This is a genomic window from Candidatus Nitrososphaera sp. 86-2 (assembly GCF_056726185.1).
The window spans coordinates 2,131,538-2,145,734 of record NZ_JBWZON010000001.1; the positions used below are offsets into that span (position 1 = coordinate 2,131,538).

18 protein-coding genes are annotated in these 14,197 nt (G+C 56.1%); 8 read left to right on the forward strand and 10 right to left on the reverse strand.

Annotated features, from left to right (window positions below; all coding sequences use genetic code 11):
* The first annotated feature begins 49 nt into the window (after nt 1-49).
* The 3 genes from ACYOR7_RS12690 to ACYOR7_RS12700 are packed head-to-tail and all read left to right on the forward strand — an operon-like array spanning nt 50 to nt 1,801.
* A complete protein-coding gene (locus tag ACYOR7_RS12690; RefSeq protein WP_294807581.1) occupies nt 50-715 on the forward strand; it encodes a translation initiation factor IF-6 in 666 nt (221 codons plus the stop codon).
* Nucleotides 712-1,512, forward strand: coding sequence for a competence/damage-inducible protein A (locus ACYOR7_RS12695; protein ID WP_479914139.1), 801 nt, complete (start codon nt 712-714; stop codon nt 1,510-1,512). The genes ACYOR7_RS12690 and ACYOR7_RS12695 overlap by 4 nt, the downstream gene beginning before the upstream one ends.
* Before the next feature lies 1 nt (nt 1,513).
* Nucleotides 1,514-1,801: a hypothetical protein gene (locus ACYOR7_RS12700; protein ID WP_479914140.1), complete on the forward strand. Its 288-nt coding sequence runs from the start codon at nt 1,514-1,516 to the stop codon at nt 1,799-1,801.
* On the opposite strand, the gene ACYOR7_RS12705 is transcribed toward ACYOR7_RS12700, so the two are convergent.
* From ACYOR7_RS12705 to ACYOR7_RS12725, 5 genes are all read right to left on the reverse strand, one after another.
* Complete coding sequence (locus tag ACYOR7_RS12705; RefSeq protein ID WP_294807588.1) at nt 1,750-2,682, reverse strand: branched-chain amino acid transaminase; 933 nt, start codon at nt 2,680-2,682, stop codon at nt 1,750-1,752. The two genes, ACYOR7_RS12700 and ACYOR7_RS12705, sit on opposite strands and share 52 nt — an antisense overlap.
* Nucleotides 2,682-4,112, reverse strand: a complete 1,431-nt coding sequence (locus ACYOR7_RS12710; protein WP_294807590.1) for an amino acid kinase family protein — start codon at nt 4,110-4,112, stop codon at nt 2,682-2,684. Before ACYOR7_RS12710 ends, ACYOR7_RS12705 begins: the two co-directional genes overlap by 1 nt.
* Before the next feature lie 51 nt (nt 4,113-4,163).
* The gene (locus tag ACYOR7_RS12715) at nt 4,164-4,397 is read right to left on the reverse strand and encodes a hypothetical protein (protein ID WP_479914141.1); all 234 of its coding nucleotides are present in this window, start codon (nt 4,395-4,397) and stop codon (nt 4,164-4,166) included.
* A gap of 231 nt (nt 4,398-4,628) precedes the next feature.
* Entirely contained in the window at nt 4,629-5,642 is a 1,014-nt protein-coding gene (locus tag ACYOR7_RS12720) for a glycosyltransferase (protein WP_479914142.1), read from the reverse strand.
* Nucleotides 5,643-5,652: 10 nt separating this feature from the next.
* Nucleotides 5,653-6,036: a CopG family ribbon-helix-helix protein gene (locus ACYOR7_RS12725; protein WP_294807598.1), complete on the reverse strand. Its 384-nt coding sequence runs from the start codon at nt 6,034-6,036 to the stop codon at nt 5,653-5,655.
* Between the two features lie 97 nt (nt 6,037-6,133).
* Between ACYOR7_RS12725 and ACYOR7_RS12730 the strand changes: the two genes are divergently transcribed.
* From ACYOR7_RS12730 to ACYOR7_RS12740, 3 genes are read left to right on the forward strand one after another with little or no spacing between them, the layout of a single operon-like run.
* Entirely contained in the window at nt 6,134-7,060 is a 927-nt protein-coding gene (locus ACYOR7_RS12730; RefSeq protein ID WP_479914143.1) for a metal ABC transporter solute-binding protein, Zn/Mn family, read from the forward strand.
* Nucleotides 7,048-7,800, forward strand: coding sequence for a metal ABC transporter ATP-binding protein (locus ACYOR7_RS12735; RefSeq protein ID WP_294807605.1), 753 nt, complete (start codon nt 7,048-7,050; stop codon nt 7,798-7,800). The genes ACYOR7_RS12730 and ACYOR7_RS12735 overlap by 13 nt, the downstream gene beginning before the upstream one ends.
* A gap of 12 nt (nt 7,801-7,812) precedes the next feature.
* Nucleotides 7,813-8,652 carry a metal ABC transporter permease gene (locus tag ACYOR7_RS12740; protein WP_479914144.1) on the forward strand — a complete coding sequence of 280 codons (840 nt, stop codon included), beginning with the start codon at nt 7,813-7,815 and terminating at the stop codon, nt 8,650-8,652.
* Here the strand turns inward: ACYOR7_RS12740 and ACYOR7_RS12745 are convergent.
* The 3 genes from ACYOR7_RS12745 to ACYOR7_RS12755 are packed head-to-tail and all read right to left on the reverse strand — an operon-like array spanning nt 8,642 to nt 10,065.
* A complete protein-coding gene (locus ACYOR7_RS12745; protein WP_479914145.1) occupies nt 8,642-9,247 on the reverse strand; it encodes a MarR family transcriptional regulator in 606 nt (201 codons plus the stop codon). The genes ACYOR7_RS12740 and ACYOR7_RS12745 overlap by 11 nt on opposite strands.
* Nucleotides 9,248-9,288: 41 nt before the next feature.
* The gene (locus tag ACYOR7_RS12750) at nt 9,289-9,855 is read right to left on the reverse strand and encodes an NUDIX domain-containing protein (RefSeq protein WP_479914146.1); all 567 of its coding nucleotides are present in this window, start codon (nt 9,853-9,855) and stop codon (nt 9,289-9,291) included.
* A gap of 24 nt (nt 9,856-9,879) precedes the next feature.
* Complete coding sequence (locus tag ACYOR7_RS12755; RefSeq protein WP_294805567.1) at nt 9,880-10,065, reverse strand: hypothetical protein; 186 nt, start codon at nt 10,063-10,065, stop codon at nt 9,880-9,882.
* Between the two features lie 88 nt (nt 10,066-10,153).
* Between ACYOR7_RS12755 and ACYOR7_RS12760 the strand changes: the two genes are divergently transcribed.
* Nucleotides 10,154-11,332 (forward strand): DNA methyltransferase, encoded by a 1,179-nt coding sequence (locus ACYOR7_RS12760; RefSeq protein WP_479914147.1) that lies wholly within the window; start codon nt 10,154-10,156, stop codon nt 11,330-11,332.
* Between the two features lie 37 nt (nt 11,333-11,369).
* Entirely contained in the window at nt 11,370-12,293 is a 924-nt protein-coding gene (locus ACYOR7_RS12765) for a ligand-gated ion channel (RefSeq protein WP_479914148.1), read from the forward strand.
* A gap of 7 nt (nt 12,294-12,300) precedes the next feature.
* Here the strand turns inward: ACYOR7_RS12765 and ACYOR7_RS12770 are convergent, their stop codons facing one another.
* Both ACYOR7_RS12770 and ACYOR7_RS12775 read right to left on the reverse strand, forming a co-directional pair.
* On the reverse strand, nt 12,301-13,392 hold the full coding sequence (locus ACYOR7_RS12770; protein ID WP_479914149.1) for a PhoU domain-containing protein: 1,092 nt from the start codon (nt 13,390-13,392) through the stop codon (nt 12,301-12,303).
* A 103-nt stretch (nt 13,393-13,495) separates the two neighbouring features.
* The gene (locus ACYOR7_RS12775) at nt 13,496-14,158 is read right to left on the reverse strand and encodes a phosphate signaling complex PhoU family protein (protein WP_294805563.1); all 663 of its coding nucleotides are present in this window, start codon (nt 14,156-14,158) and stop codon (nt 13,496-13,498) included.
* Between the last annotated feature and the right edge of the window lie 39 nt (nt 14,159-14,197).

A 14,197-nucleotide genomic window follows, 5' to 3' on the forward strand; every position in this document is an offset into this window, starting at 1 on the left:
GCGCAATAGGTTCATATCCCCTGCACCCATCGCGAGCATGTTACAGTAATTGGCGATCTACCGTTACACCGTCTACAAGAGCCCCAACATAGGGATTTTCGTCAGGGCCAACGACAAGGTGATGCTCATCCCGCACGGCTTTGCCGAGACAAAGACGGAAAAGCTCTCCGAGTACCTGCAGGTGGAGGAGGTCTACGCGTCGGTCGCCGGCACGCGCCTCCTTGGCCCCATGACGGTGATGAACAACAACGGGATACTGCTCCCGCCCATCGCCGAGGAGGACGAGGTGCAGTTTTTGCGCGAGCGCACGCGCTTGAAAGTTGAAAGGGTAAGGAGCAAGTTCACCGCTGTCGGCAACCTGATTGCGGCAAACGACAACGGCGCGATTGTCTCGCCGCTGCTTGAAAGCGAGGTGGACGAGCAGGTGCGCGACGTGCTCGGCGTGCCGGCCGCAAGGATGGAGGTAGGTGGCTTTGTACAGACCGGCTCGATGATAGTGGCCACGAACGCCGGCGCTGGCGTGCACCCAAAGGCTACAGAGGAAGAGGTAAAGGCGGTGTCGGAGGCGCTGCAGGTGCCGGCCGAGCCATTGACGATTAACGGCGGGGTCCCGTTCCTGTCTTCCGGGATAGTCGCAAACACGAGAGCGGTAGTGGTGGGAAGCCTGACCAGCGGACCGGAACTTGTCATGCTGAGCAGGATTTTCCAGGCATGATAGTTGAAGTCCTGTGCGTCGGAAACGAGCTATTGTCAGGAATCACGCTCAACACCAACGCGCACTGGATAGCAGGGCAGGTCGCGAAGGCAGGCGGCACGGTCAGCAGGGTGACGGTAGTCAGAGACGAGCTGGGCGCCATTTCAGATGCGGTGAAGGAGGCGCTTTTGCGCCGGCCTGACATACTGGTGACGACGGGCGGCCTCGGCGCAACCTATGACGACATGACCCTTGAAGGAGTCGCGCGGGCGCTGGGCAGAAAAGTGATGCTCGACGATACCGCGGTGGAGATGCTGAAAAACAGCTACAAGAGGCGTCACCTGCACTACAGGATAAACAAGGTCAGGCTAAAGATGGCCACAATACCTGAAGGATCGGAGCCGATTGAAAACCCGGTGGGTAGCGCGCCTTCTGTAGTGATAGAAGACGCAGGCATACAGGTGTTCTGCGTGCCGGGCGTGCCGGTGGAAATGAAGGCCGTTTTCAAAAAGCACATCCTGCCACTCGTGAAAAAAGGCGTCGGCAGCTTTATTTCAAAAGAAGTGAATTATTTCGTCACGGGAGTATCGGAGGGCATGATAGCGCCGGCGCTCGTAAAGATAGTGGATTCAAACCCGCGCGACGCTGTATATTTGAAGACGCACCCGCGGGGCTATTACAGAAAAACGACTCCGAGGATAAGGGTGCACCTTGTGTGCAAGGGCGCCGAGGAAAAGGAGGTGGCGGGGATGCTTGCGCGCATTTCAAAGCAGATATTGAAAGACATTTCAAGGCTGGGCGGCAAGGTGGAAAAATGATATGATCATCAAATACGCGCTGGCAGGCATAGCGGCTGGTGCGGCAAGCGCGACATACCTCGTGTTCTACTACCAGCCGATACTGCTCAACGGCGCAATACACGCGGCGATTTTCGTGTCCGGCCTTGTCGTCATGTACATCACAAAATCGCTGACTGCAAAAAAGGCCGGCGCTTACGTAGCCGGCGCGCTTCCGGTGCACCTTGCGATACACTTTGTCGTGATAAGAGACCTCACTCAGCTTATCGGCGCAAGCCACTTTTTGCTGAACTTGTCGTCCTTGCCGTGAACCACGGCTTCAAATAGCGTCTTCAGTTGCTTGGTGACTCTGCCGGGCCTGCCGCCGTCCCTGCCAATAGTGCGGTTGTCTATCTCGCCCACCGGCTTTACCTCGGCCGCGGTCCCCGTGAGGAACACCTCGTCTGCGACGTACAGCTCGTCGCGGGAGATGTTGCGCTCCTCGCACTGGATGCCGTTCTCTCTTGCGATTGCGATTATGCTTTCCCGGGTTATGCCGGCGAGCGCGCCTGACGACGTCGGCGGCGTTGCAAGCGACCCGTCCTTGTTCACTATAAAGACGTTCTCGGCGCTTGCCTCCACCACCATGCCCTGCGGGTTGAGCATTATCGCCTCGTCAAAGCCTGCCTTTATTGCCTCGACGCGGGCAAGGGCAGAATTGGCATAGTTTGCCGTTGCCTTGGCGTGCATCGGCATCGTCCTTGGGTCAAGGCGCGCCCACGAGGACACCATGAGCCGGGCGCCCTTTTCCTCGCCACCGCCCTTGATGTACTCGTCCCATTTCCAGACTGCTATTGCCACTGACACCTTGTTTGGCATCGGGTTAACTCCCATCTTGCCATAGCTGTAGAATGCAATCGGCCTGATGTAGCACTCGTCCATGTTGTTTGCCTTCACGGTGTCAACCGCCGCCTGCTCCAGCTGCTTGCGGGTAAAGCCGAGGTCCATGAAATAGATCCTGCCGCTGTCGATGAGCCTCTGCATGTGGTCCTGCAGGCGGAATATGGCGCTGCCGCCGTTTTCTGTCTTGTAGCAGCGTATGCCTTCAAAGACGCCGGTGCCGTAGTGGAGGCCGTGCGTCAGTACGTGGATTTTCGCGTCGCCGTGGTCGACCAGCGCGCCGTTAAACCAGATCTTGCCCTCTTCTGTCATTATTTCGACACACTCCCATGCATCCTGACCCGGGTGTGGTGTATCGCCTTTACCGCCTCTGCCACGCTGTTTGCCTTGTCCTCAACCACTATCAGTATCCTCGACGTCTCTTCCTGCGCGTCGAGGTTGAGTATGTTGATGTCGTGCTCGCTGACGTTGCTCGACGCAGTCGACGCAATTTTCGGCACGCGCCACATCTCGTCGCCTATCAGCGTGACTACGGCCCTGCCGTACACTATCTCGGCCTTTTGGTAGTACGCTCGGAAATGCCGCTCGTGTCTGCGCACATAGTCGGCGTCGAGAAACAAGAGGCGCGTCATCTCTGTGTCGTCCTTGACGTACGGCGACAGCTTTACAAACTCGTGGTACTGCTTGTCGCTTTCCAATGAAGCAATCAGGTGCGACGCCGCTATGGTCTCCATCCTTACAATCGCGCAGTTCTTCTTGCCCGTCACTATCTTTATCGGGTTTGACGCGTCGTCGGACGGCGGCGTGCGCTTTATGACAGTCACGCTGTCCGGCTTGGTCATGTTCGTCACGACAAGCGGTATGTCGAGGTCATTGTCGTCTATTTCCTTTATCGCAATTGGGTCGAGGATCTTCATCCCAAACATGCCGGCGATCCTCGCCTCGTTGTACGAGAGGTACGGCACAAAGTCGAGGCCGTCCTTTACTATCTTGGGGTCAGCACTGAGCACCGCGCTGTCCTTTTCAAACGATATTTTCGTGTCGTACTTGTCGCTCAGGATTATCGCAATGTCCGCCGCGGTCCTGTCAGAGCCTCCGCGCTCGTACGTGGTCTCCAGACCGTCGGCAGTCTTGCCGATGAACCCGCCCATCGACACCACGTCGTTTTCCTCTATCAATTCTATCAACCGGTCGGCACTCTGCCTCGACTCGTCTGCCATAAAGTTTGCAGCCTCAAAGTTGTCGTCGGTAATAATGGGCCAGTGCTCTATGGGAACGTGCGCCGCCTTTATCCCGTTTGCCTGCATCACGTAGGCCATAAGATAGGACATCGTCACCTCGCCGCTGTACGCAAGCGTGCGGGAGCGTATCACGTCCACAAAGCGCCTGTTTTCAGCAGCGCCCTTTAGCGAAATTATCACCTGCCGGTAAAACTTGTCAAGCTGGTCGAGGAACTCTTTTTTGCGCGCCTCGTCGAGGTGGCGTGCCGCGATGCGCTCGTACACCTCCCTCAGCACTTCTATCTCTACGGGATTTGAGGAGGCGTAGTTCCTGCCCACCTTTATGGCGACGTCGGTCATCGAGCTGACCTTGCCTTCGTACTCTATCAAAGGGGCAGAGAAAACGGCCACGGCCTTGGACTCTTTCATTATCTGCTTGAGCCGGTCCATTATCCGAGGGATGAGCACCCCGTCGGCGCCGAGCGCGCTACCGCCAAACTTGGCAACCGTTATCGCGGTCAATTGCAGAGGCTAAAGTGCCAGCTTCCCTATATTAAAGATGAGTGCCAACAGTCATCTAAGAAAAGAGCGCATCCTGCTTACCACGAGGTCTGACGCGGGGCCCGCTATGTCAAACAGCGCGGCCTCTATCTCTTCCACTGACGAGCACGGCGGCTCGAAGCGGATGTGGTATTTTTCTGCGAGGTGATATAGCAGAACCCGGACGGCCGGCGCTTCAAAAGTGTCCAGCGTCCTTTTCAGCGCATCTTCTATCTTTTTGCAGTCGCCTGCATCAGAGATAGACACACTGACCGGGGAAAGGCATCTTGATATAAATAGATTCTAAAAAGGCAAATTTTCGGGGCTCATATCACTGATAAATATACGGGCGTCGCCAATGCCGGGCGTGCAAGAAGAAGAAGAGGACCTTTGCATAAGGTGCGGTGGCGAGATGGTCCACATAGGGTTCAAGATCTACCGCTGCCGGGTGTGCGGCCACGAGGAAAAGCCAGAGGACGTCATGTGATCTTGATAATTTTACTTGGAAAGATTGGAAATGATTTTTGCGGCTTTTTGCGCGCCCGACGCGTCAGTCCTGTCGTTATTGCGCCGGCCCAGTTTTTCTTCAATCAATGATTCAAGCCTGTTAATGTCTTCGTACGTGTAGCCGAGGCGCTTGGCTCCCTCTTCCTGCTCGAAATGACCCTTTATCGGGATGAATATCCCCGGCGTGCCGTACGCAATCGACTCGTCCATCGTTGACCGGCCGGCAAGGGAAACCACGAGGTCGGCCGCGTATATCAGCTCATGCAGGTTGTCCACAAAGCCTAGGTTGCGATAGTCCGGCGACTCTTGGACCTGCAATGACGGCCCGGGTACAACAACCAAATCAACATCCAGCTTTTCCCGCAATTTCCTGTGTGCGGCAAGCGACCTTTCAACCAGGTAGCGGCCCGCATCCGTGCCCCCGACGCTTACCACGATTGTCTTCCTTGAAAAATTGAAGCGCTTGCGCAGCGTGTCGCGGTCGGCAGTCGCCTCGCGCACTATGGGTCCGACGTACGAGACGTTGTCCCGGTCGTCGCCTACGTCCGGGATTATTACGCGGTCGCACTTTTTCATCATTTCCTTCATGGCGCCGTTCATCTTTTTTTCAACGAGCGATGCCGCGCCCTTTGTGAAATGCGTCTCGGTGATGTCGGTTATCAGGATGCGCTTTTTCTTTGCCTCTTCTGCCACTGCTATCGACGCAAAATCCTCGTCGCTCACGACCAGCCCTTCGTGCTCTGCAAGCACGTCTTTTGCAACCTCTTTGCATTTCTTGTAATAGGAATAGTAGCTCATCAGCCATCGAAAAGAATGCTGGAGCTGGCCGTCCTGCACGATAAACTTTTCCGGCCTGTAAGCGTCAACCACCCTGTAGCCCTTTTTCTCTATGAGCCGGGCGGCACCTACACCAGATATGAAGAGGATTTTGTCGCCCTGCAACTTGTCGGCAACAGCGATGTCGCGCGTGGCGTGCCCAAGGCCGATTGGACTTGCAAAAAACAAAAGCATGTCGTTACATTGAGATGAGTTTCACGTGGTCCATCTTTTTGTTGGACTGGAACTCTTTGGTCATGCGCTTGACTCCTTCCGCCTCGCCCTTTAGCAGGAACACCTCCAGGCACCTGTCGCCGTGGATCTTGCTGTGCAGGTGCGTCTGTATCAGGTCGTCATAGTCGTGCTTCATGTCAGTCACCTGCTTTTCCGACTCTTCGTTGTGCACCACCATGAGAAGCGCGTTGATAAAGCCCACGAGGTTCTGCCTGTCCTTCTCCTCCGCCGCAAGCTGGCGGATGCCTGCCCTTACTATCTCTGACCTCCCGGAAAAGCCGAGGGCTTTTTGCAGGATGTCCATCTCGGCCAGTATGTCGTTGTTAAGCGATACGCTTACTATGGGCAACGGATACATTTGTTATTAACAACTTTATAAATACTTCCATAGCAATTATTAACAAAAGTATATATTCTTAATAACCATAGAGAAGGCGTAAAATAACATGAAGCAGGGCAGGGTCGCGCTTGCAGCAATCGCGGTTGTCATACCGCTTGCGATGGTTGCCACGCTGTACACCGGCGCGCAGCAAGCAAGCGCGCCTGCTTCCCAAGAGGAAAAATTGAAGGTGGTGACCTCCTTCTACCCGCTGTACGACTTTGCCTCTCACGTCGCCGGGGACCGGGCGGAGGTGTCGAGCCTTATCCCTCCGGGCATCGAGCCTCACGACTGGGAGCCAACCCTCGGCGACGTGACAAAGGCAAGGAACGCCGACGTGTTGGTAATAAACGGCGCCGGCTTTGAAAGCTGGGCCGCAGGCATTGGCGCAAAGACACTCGTCAACACGACAGAGGGCCTTTCTCTCGGGCCTGTGCAGAAAGATGTGGAGGGCCACATGGGCGTGAACCCCCACGTATGGCTTGACCCCGTCCTTGCCAAGCACCAGGTCGAAGTCATACGGGCTGCGTTTGCCAAGGCGGATCCGGCAAATGCAGGCTATTACGATGACAACGCCAGAAAATTCTCATCCGAGCTGGACGCGCTCGACTCTACAATAAGGCAGGAGCTTGCGTCCTGCAAAAGGTCGGACTTTATCTCGTTCCATGACGCGTTCAAGTGGTTTGCAGAGAGGTACGGGCTCGTCCAGCACAGCATTCAGGGAGTGTCGCCGGAGGGCGAAGTGCTGCCGCAAAAGATACAGGAAACAATTCAGCTTGCCAAGTCTCTTGGAATCAAGGTCGTCTATTCCGAGGACCTCGTGGACAGCAGGCTGTCCGACGTAATAGCAGGCGAGATCCCGGGCGCAAAGGTCCTGGTGCTGAGCCCCGTCGAGGGCATCAGCAGCGCCGAGAGGGCGGCCGGGATAGGGTATATGGAAAAGATGAAGGAAAACTTGGCAAACCTGAAGGAGGGGCTTGAATGCACAACGTAGTGGAGCTTAACGGCGTCTCGTTCTCGTACGGGGGCACGCTCGTGCTTGACAACATCACCTTTGCGGTGGAAAAGGGCGACCTGCTCGGCATGATAGGCCCAAACGGCGCCGGCAAGACGACGCTTTTTTCCTGCATGTTGGGCCTGCTTGGAGGCTACAGGGGGACCATCAGGATATTTGGCGAAGACATCAAGGGCAACAGGAAGGTGTTCCAGCGGATAGGCTACATACCGCAGAGAAAGAGCATCGACTCGAACTTTCCAGCCACACTGGAAGAGATAGTGTCGCTTGGCATTACAAAATCAAAGAAGGAAAGGAGCGACAAGGAGCGCATTGCGGCGGCGCTTGACACGGTGGGGCTCCTTGCCCTCAGGGAGAGGAGAATAGGCGAGCTTTCCGGCGGCCAGCAGCAGCGCGTGCTCATCGCAAAGGCCATAGTGAACGAGCCGGAGCTTCTGATACTGGACGAGCCGGCGACCGGCATCGACCTTGAAACGCAGAACCGCTTTTATGCGCTTTTGAAAAAGCTGAACCAGGAGCAAAATATAACGATAATCTGGTCGTCGCACGACCTCGACGCCGTGAACAAGCTTGCGTCGCGGGTGGCGTGCGTCAACAGGAGCATGTTCTTCCACGGCAAGACGCACGAGTTCTTTGAAAACCCGGACCTGCTAAAGGCGTACTCGGAGTCGAGTATGCAGGCTCACATGCACATGCACGATCACGACCACAATCATTAGGTGAGAAAAAATATGGTTCTAGAAATCCTCGAATTTGGCTTTATGCAACGCGCGCTCATCGCCGGCGTCGCGGTCGCCATAACGACATCTGTGATAGGGCTCTTTTTGGTGCTCAGGCGCAACTCGCTCTTTGGCGACGCGCTGTCGCACGTGGCGTTTGGCGGGATTGCAATCGGGCTCGTGGCCGGCATATACCCGCTGTGGACCGGCCTTGCGCTTTCCGTCGCCGGCGCGCTCGGCATAACAAAGCTGAGGCAGTCGGCCAAGATACCGGCAGACGCGACGGTGGCGATACTCTTGTCGTCCGGTCTTGCGCTTGGCATCCTGCTTGTCAGCGCGTCTGGAGGCTTTACGCTCGACCTGTTCAGCTTTTTGTTCGGGAGCATCCTGCTTGTCAGCGTCAACGACACGCTCGCCATCCTCGCCCTTGCTGGCGCCATACTTGCCATCGTGATAACGCTGCACAAGAAATTCATGTACATCACGTTTGACGAAGAGCAGGCAAAGGTGGGCGGCCTGCCGATTTCAAAACTGAACTACCTATTTGTCGTGCTTGCAAGCGTCGCGGCGGTTGCGTCGATGCGCCTCGTGGGCATACTGCTCGTGTCTGCGCTGATAGTGATACCGAACGTCACGGCACTCCTGTTCGGAAAAGGCTTCAAGAAAACCGCGCTGATTTCAGTCGCCGTGTCTGTGTTTTCGGTGCTTACGGGCATCGCAGTCTCGTACGCGTTCAACCTGGCGCCGGCAGGCACGATAGTGCTCGTGTCAGCCGCGGTGTTTGTCACGGCCCTTGCCGGCAAGCAGTTAACGAAAAAAAGGCAGGCAGAGGAAGAGCTGGCTAGAAGCTAAAGTCCCCGCCGCCACCAAAGTCGCCGCCACCGTAATCTGCGCCTCCGCCGCTGTCCATCCCGCCGCCGTGATCACTGCCACTACCAGCATCCGCCCCTGCTCCGGCGTCAGCACCGGCACCTGCACCAGGGTCGACACCCTGGTCGCCGGCAAGCGCCGTCTCGGTCGGGGTCAGCGCGGCACCCATGAAAGACATCATGGACATGAAGAACATGGCGTTCATTATGCCGGAGAAAAGCATGAACGGGAGCCACATCCTGTCGTTCTGCATCGAGTTCTGCAGCTGCTGCGTCTGGCCGTTAGAGTACCACTGCTGGAACTCTTGGAACTTGCGCTCTAGCTCCTGCTTTTTGGCCACGAGCACGCGCGTTCCGGTCTCTGTCACTGCCAGCTCCTCCTTCTTGCCCCCAAAAAAGCCCTTTTTCTCGGTCTTTGTCACTAGGCGCTGGGCCACTAGGTCGTTTACTATCATCTCCACGAGTGCCTTGTCAAGCTTTGTGACCTTGGCTATCTTGCCCACCGATTTCACTCCCCTTGAGATCGCGTCAAGGACCATGAAGTGGTTGGGGCTTTCGTTTACCGATGATGATGACATATTATATCCTCTTCCTGGTATTATCTTCGCTGCCAGCTGATTTAAATTATTTCCCCGGATCTTGCTTCGTTATAATGGATGGCGCGGTACAGCGCCACTATGGACGCCGCGTTCAGCACCTTGCCCTCAAGTAGCATCTTTTTCACTTTTTGCAGCGGAACAAAGCGCACCTGCGAAATCTTTTCCATGCTGCCCAGCTTTTTTTCGCCGGTGTTTTTCAGGCCGTAGGCGGCAAACACGTTGCCCGTCTGCTGAAACATGGAATAGTCAAGTGTGTACGAGCCCACCTTGGCCATCTTTGTTGCGACATAACCTGTTTCCTCTTGCAGCTCGCGCCTTGCGGCCGCCAGCGGCGTTTCGCCCTTTTCGATATAGCCGGACGGCACCTCTAGCTGATACGAGTCCACGAGGTGCCTGTAGCTCTTTATAGTGAGAATGCTGCCGTCATCCGCAAAGGGCACGATTGTGGAATAGTCGAGGCGCCGGCCGCGTATGTAGGTCTTTTTTCTGCCGGCAAGGTCCAGCTCGTCCTCGTACACGGACAGGTAGCGGTGGCCGTACACCTGTTTCGACGACAGAACCTTCCAGCCTTCCGGGGCGTTTTTCACGCACCCAGTGCCGCGTCATCGGGATTAAAAGATCTCGCCCGTGTCCTTTCTTATCCCACCAAGGCCCGTCTTGGCCTTCTGGGCGCATTCAAGGCAGACTCCCGGGGAGAAGGGAAAGTCCCGGGTGCAGTTCTTGCACACCGGCCTCTTGCAGTCGGCGCAGTCAAGCGTGGCCGTCCTCGCGTTGCAGATGTAGCACAGAGTCGTCATGCCATTGTTTCGCAAGAGTTGCGTAAAAGGTTGTTGCTGCTGGCAGGGGCGATACCGTTAAATCCTGTGGCACTTTCCAGATTTTCGAATGGCTGCCGCTGTCGCTGCAGGAAGGCAAGGTCGCATTTTCGCCTGCACCAGCAAGACGGAAAAAGAGTGCCTCGACAGGATGTTGTTTGCCACCGGCAGGCTGTACGGCGAAGGGGTACTTGCGATAAAAAAGGGCGACCCGCTCTTTCTATTGAACCTTGACACCGACGTGCTGTATGGCACTTTTGCGGCGGTCTCTGCCGGAAAAAAGGACATAGAGCCTGCGGCTTGGGCCGGCAGGTACCCGTACCAGGTGAGGGTGGAAAAGATGCAGGACGGCAAGGTGCTCTCGGTAAAGGGCGCAAAAAAAATCCTTTTGCAGATGGGCCTTTCTTGGCGCGACGCGCTGCCGCCCGCTGCCGCAGAGGCTCTTTCCAGCTATCTGAAAAACCCAAACGGCAATCTTGTCTCGTTTGAGAAGGACGAGGAAGACGAAAAGCCCCGGCTGGAATCGACTACGCTGTGGGACTATCCCCGGCAGAGCTACGGCAGGACGCCCAAGGGGAGCAACAAGTACGCCGGAGTCACGCCGGCTTTTGCGATATACAACATGGTCAAGCGCTACACCGACCCGGGCGATCTCGTGCTCGACCCGATGGCAGGAAGCGGCACTACGCTTGACGTCTGCAAGGAGGAGGGCAGAAAGTGCAGGGCGTTTGACATTTCGCCGGTCAGGCCAGAGATAGTCCAGAATGACGCGCGCAAAATCCCGTTGCCGGACGAAAGCGTAGACATGGTGTTCATCGACTCGCCGTACGGCGACAACATCGACTACAACGACCAGCCCGGCAACATCGGCAAGATCTCTGCGGAAACTGACGAGTTTTACGACGAGCTGGAAAAGGTGATGGCAGAATGCCACAGGGTGATGAAGCCCGGCAAGGCCATAGGCTGGGTGATTGGCGATCAGTGGGTACACAAGAAATTCACGCCCGTCGGATTCAAGGTGTACGAGCGCCTGTGCAGGCATTTTGAAACTGTCGACATAATCTGCCTTGCCAGGCGCGGCCAGACGTCAAACACCGGTGTTTGGCACAATCGGGCATTGCGGTTCAACTTTTACCTGCGGGGCTTCAAGTACCTCTTCATAATGAAAAAGCTGGACGGAAGCAGCGGCCTGCCGTCTGACAAGAAAAAGAAAAAGGTCAGCTGGACCCAGTATTCGAGAAAAAAATAGCCATAATGCAAATAGTCTCTGTCCAAGCAATGAAGGGTTGTACAAAATAGCAGCGGCGCTGTCGCTTGCAGCGCTTGCGGCCTTGATCCCTGCCACAACAAATCTGGCGTTTGCAGAAGAGAAGCCGGAAAGCCGCACGGTAGGAGTGTACCTCGTCAACGTCGGCAAGACTGACCTGCAGGCCGGCTCGTACGACATTGACTTTTACATCTGGTTTGCCTCGGACAACCCTAATGCCAACTTTACAAAAAACGCCCCGCGCTTTGATTTCATGAACGCGCTCAACGCCAACGTCACGCCCTCGCTGGTGGAGACGAACTATTACGAGGCGCGGGTAAAGGGCACGTTTGTCAAGAACATGGATTTCAGGAACTACCCGTTTGACACGCAAAAGCTAACAGTTGAGGTCGAGGGCTTTGAGCCGGTGGAAAAGCTGGTGTTAAAGCCGGACACTGCGTCAAGCGGCTTTGACGACCTGATAAACGTGCCTGGGTGGACGCTAGGTGGCAGCAGCTCACAAGTCGTCGACCACCACTACCGCGAAGGCACGTTCTCGCGCTATGTCTTTACGTTCGCGCTAGAGCGCACTCCTCTGTCGTCTTTTCTAAAGACGGTTTTTCCCATTCTGATAATAACCACGATAGCGATGCTGGCCTTCTGGATGAGCCCTGCCCATTTTGGGGCAAGAATCGGCCTTGCATCGTCGACGCTCCTTGCGGCCGTGGCCGCGCACCTGAGCGCGGCAAGCCAGCTTCCGCCGATAGGCTATCTCACTCTCATGGACAAGGTGATGATAGTAGCCTATGCTTTGTTCCTGAACAACCTGCTGTCGCTGGTGCTGCAGACGAGGCTTGTCGACCAAAAGAAAGAGCAGGAGGCAATGAAGGCGAACGTCAGGATGCGCAGGCTGATGCCAGTGATAATAATAGTGATACTGGCAGTCCTCGTCCCATTTGCCTGATTGACTGTCACTTGCGGGCGGTGCTACTCTTCTCTATTACTTCTTCAATCGTCTCATTGAGCGCAGCCTCTGCAATGTCGCTTGCGTATTCCGCGGTGCGCCTGATGTCCTCAAACACAAGTTTCAGGCTCGCCGGGTCGCGGGACTTTTCCACGGACACCAGCGCGTCCTCCTCAAGCGGGTGCACGCCTTCCACTTGGTCGACAGTCTTGTCTGCCAGCTGATAGTCCCGGCGCAGGAGCGCCTCGACGGAATCGCCGAGCACGGTCAGTGCAAGGTAGCTCATCTTTTCTATCTTTTGCAGAGTCTCTTTCGGTATCTTGTCCTTCAGTTTCGTGGCCATCTCTGCGATGCCGCACGCGTGGTCGGCCACGCGCTCGATGCTCTTTACGGCCACGCGGTAGCTCAGGCAGTCCGACGGGTTCTTTAGTCCCATCTCTCGCAGCACGCGGCCGTTCTGCGTCGCCATCACCAGGTTCCGCAAGACGTAGAGGCTGAACCGGTCGACTTCGTCGTCGGATTTTATCACCTCCCTTGCAAGCTCTAGGTTCAGCTCTGAAAGCGCGGTCATGGCATCTCGGTGCATCGACGAGGCGATGAGGTACATGCGCCTGATGGCCGTGTTGACCGAAAGCTCGGGCAATGACAACAATACTTGTAATGTAATAATGTCAGAGGCGTCGGCTATCATCTCGGTGCCGACTAGGTTGCGCCTCACCACATCCCGGACGGCGTCGCGCAGCGTGGGGTTTATCCGGCCCGCCTTTAGCTTCAGATGGATGATGTTGTAGCCGGCGAGGTACATCGACACCACCTTGCGCCGGAGTGAGCTTTCGCCCTCGCTTGAAACTATTATCGCCGTCGCCTCGGCAAGCGACTCTGCCGGGCCGGTGTTCGTTGGGACTATGGAAAGCGAGTTGTCAGTCTCGCGCACAAGCGTCACCTGGTCGCCGGCGTGCAGGTGCATCTCCTCTATCCACCTCTTTGGCAGGGAAAGCACGTAGGTGGACCTGCCGGTGAACTGCACCTTGCGGACTTCTTTATGGTCTGCTGCTGCCGTCGTGCCGGCGGCAGTAGTAGCAGTTGCTGCTGTTCTCAATATGTGTTGAGGATCGAGAAGTTGTGGATAAACGGTTTACGAGAATAGACTATGGCGTGCTATACGCGGCCACGTGTTCTATAGACACTATATAGTAGTGCCCTTACCGGCGCGGACTCGAAGTTCCGGTCACGATGTAGTATACGGAATCGCCGATGTAGCACGCATGGTCCGCTATCCTCTCCAGGTAGCGCAGGATGAGCAGGCTGGAAACGTAGCAGCGTGGGTCCTTCACCAAGTCGTTAGAGCCCTTTTTCGTGCTTGGCGTTATCGCCTCGCGCACGTATTTCCTGTACAGGGCGTCGACCGTGTCATCCATCTCGTACAGCTTTTGTGCAGCTTCCCTGTCCCTTAGCTTTAGCGCCTCCACGCTTGCGTGTATCATCTTGCGGGCGGTGTCGGCCATCTCCATCACGGGGCCCTTGTCGCAATGCGACACCGAGCCCATCATCCCCATCACGTCGACGATGTCGTAGGCGTAGCGCCCAAAGCGCGAAAAGCCGTACGAGATCTCGATGCACGAGCGGATAAAGCGCAGGTCGGTGGCCACCGGCTGGTACCTGGCGATAAGCTCCACAGCAAGCTCAGTCACCTCGTCCTGCAGCACCCGCAATTGCTCCGACCACTCGAATATCTTTTGCGACTTGTCGCCGTCGCCCTTTTCATACAGCTCGATGGCGGTGTCGACAGAGCGCACGGAAAGCTCGGCCATGTCCATTATCAGGTTGCTCATGCTGCGCAGGCCATAGTCGAGGAGCCGGGTCATGATGTGAAAATACCTTTGTGGTGTATATGCTTCTTCTTG

Coding starts and splice junctions, on each gene's coding strand:
- ACYOR7_RS12695 (WP_479914139.1), top strand. CDS start 712: ATGATAGTTGAAGTCCTGTGCGTCGGAAACGAGCTATTGTCAGGAATC.
- ACYOR7_RS12700 (WP_479914140.1), top strand. CDS start 1,514: ATGATCATCAAATACGCGCTGGCAGGCATAGCGGCTGGTGCGGCAAGC.
- ACYOR7_RS12705 (WP_294807588.1), bottom strand. CDS start 2,682: ATGACAGAAGAGGGCAAGATCTGGTTTAACGGCGCGCTGGTCGACCAC.
- ACYOR7_RS12730 (WP_479914143.1), top strand. CDS start 6,134: ATGAAGCAGGGCAGGGTCGCGCTTGCAGCAATCGCGGTTGTCATACCG.
- ACYOR7_RS12735 (WP_294807605.1), top strand. CDS start 7,048: ATGCACAACGTAGTGGAGCTTAACGGCGTCTCGTTCTCGTACGGGGGC.
- ACYOR7_RS12740 (WP_479914144.1), top strand. CDS start 7,813: ATGGTTCTAGAAATCCTCGAATTTGGCTTTATGCAACGCGCGCTCATC.
- ACYOR7_RS12745 (WP_479914145.1), bottom strand. CDS start 9,247: ATGTCATCATCATCGGTAAACGAAAGCCCCAACCACTTCATGGTCCTT.
- ACYOR7_RS12755 (WP_294805567.1), bottom strand. CDS start 10,065: ATGACGACTCTGTGCTACATCTGCAACGCGAGGACGGCCACGCTTGAC.
- ACYOR7_RS12760 (WP_479914147.1), top strand. CDS start 10,154: ATGGCTGCCGCTGTCGCTGCAGGAAGGCAAGGTCGCATTTTCGCCTGC.
- ACYOR7_RS12775 (WP_294805563.1), bottom strand. CDS start 14,158: ATGACCCGGCTCCTCGACTATGGCCTGCGCAGCATGAGCAACCTGATA.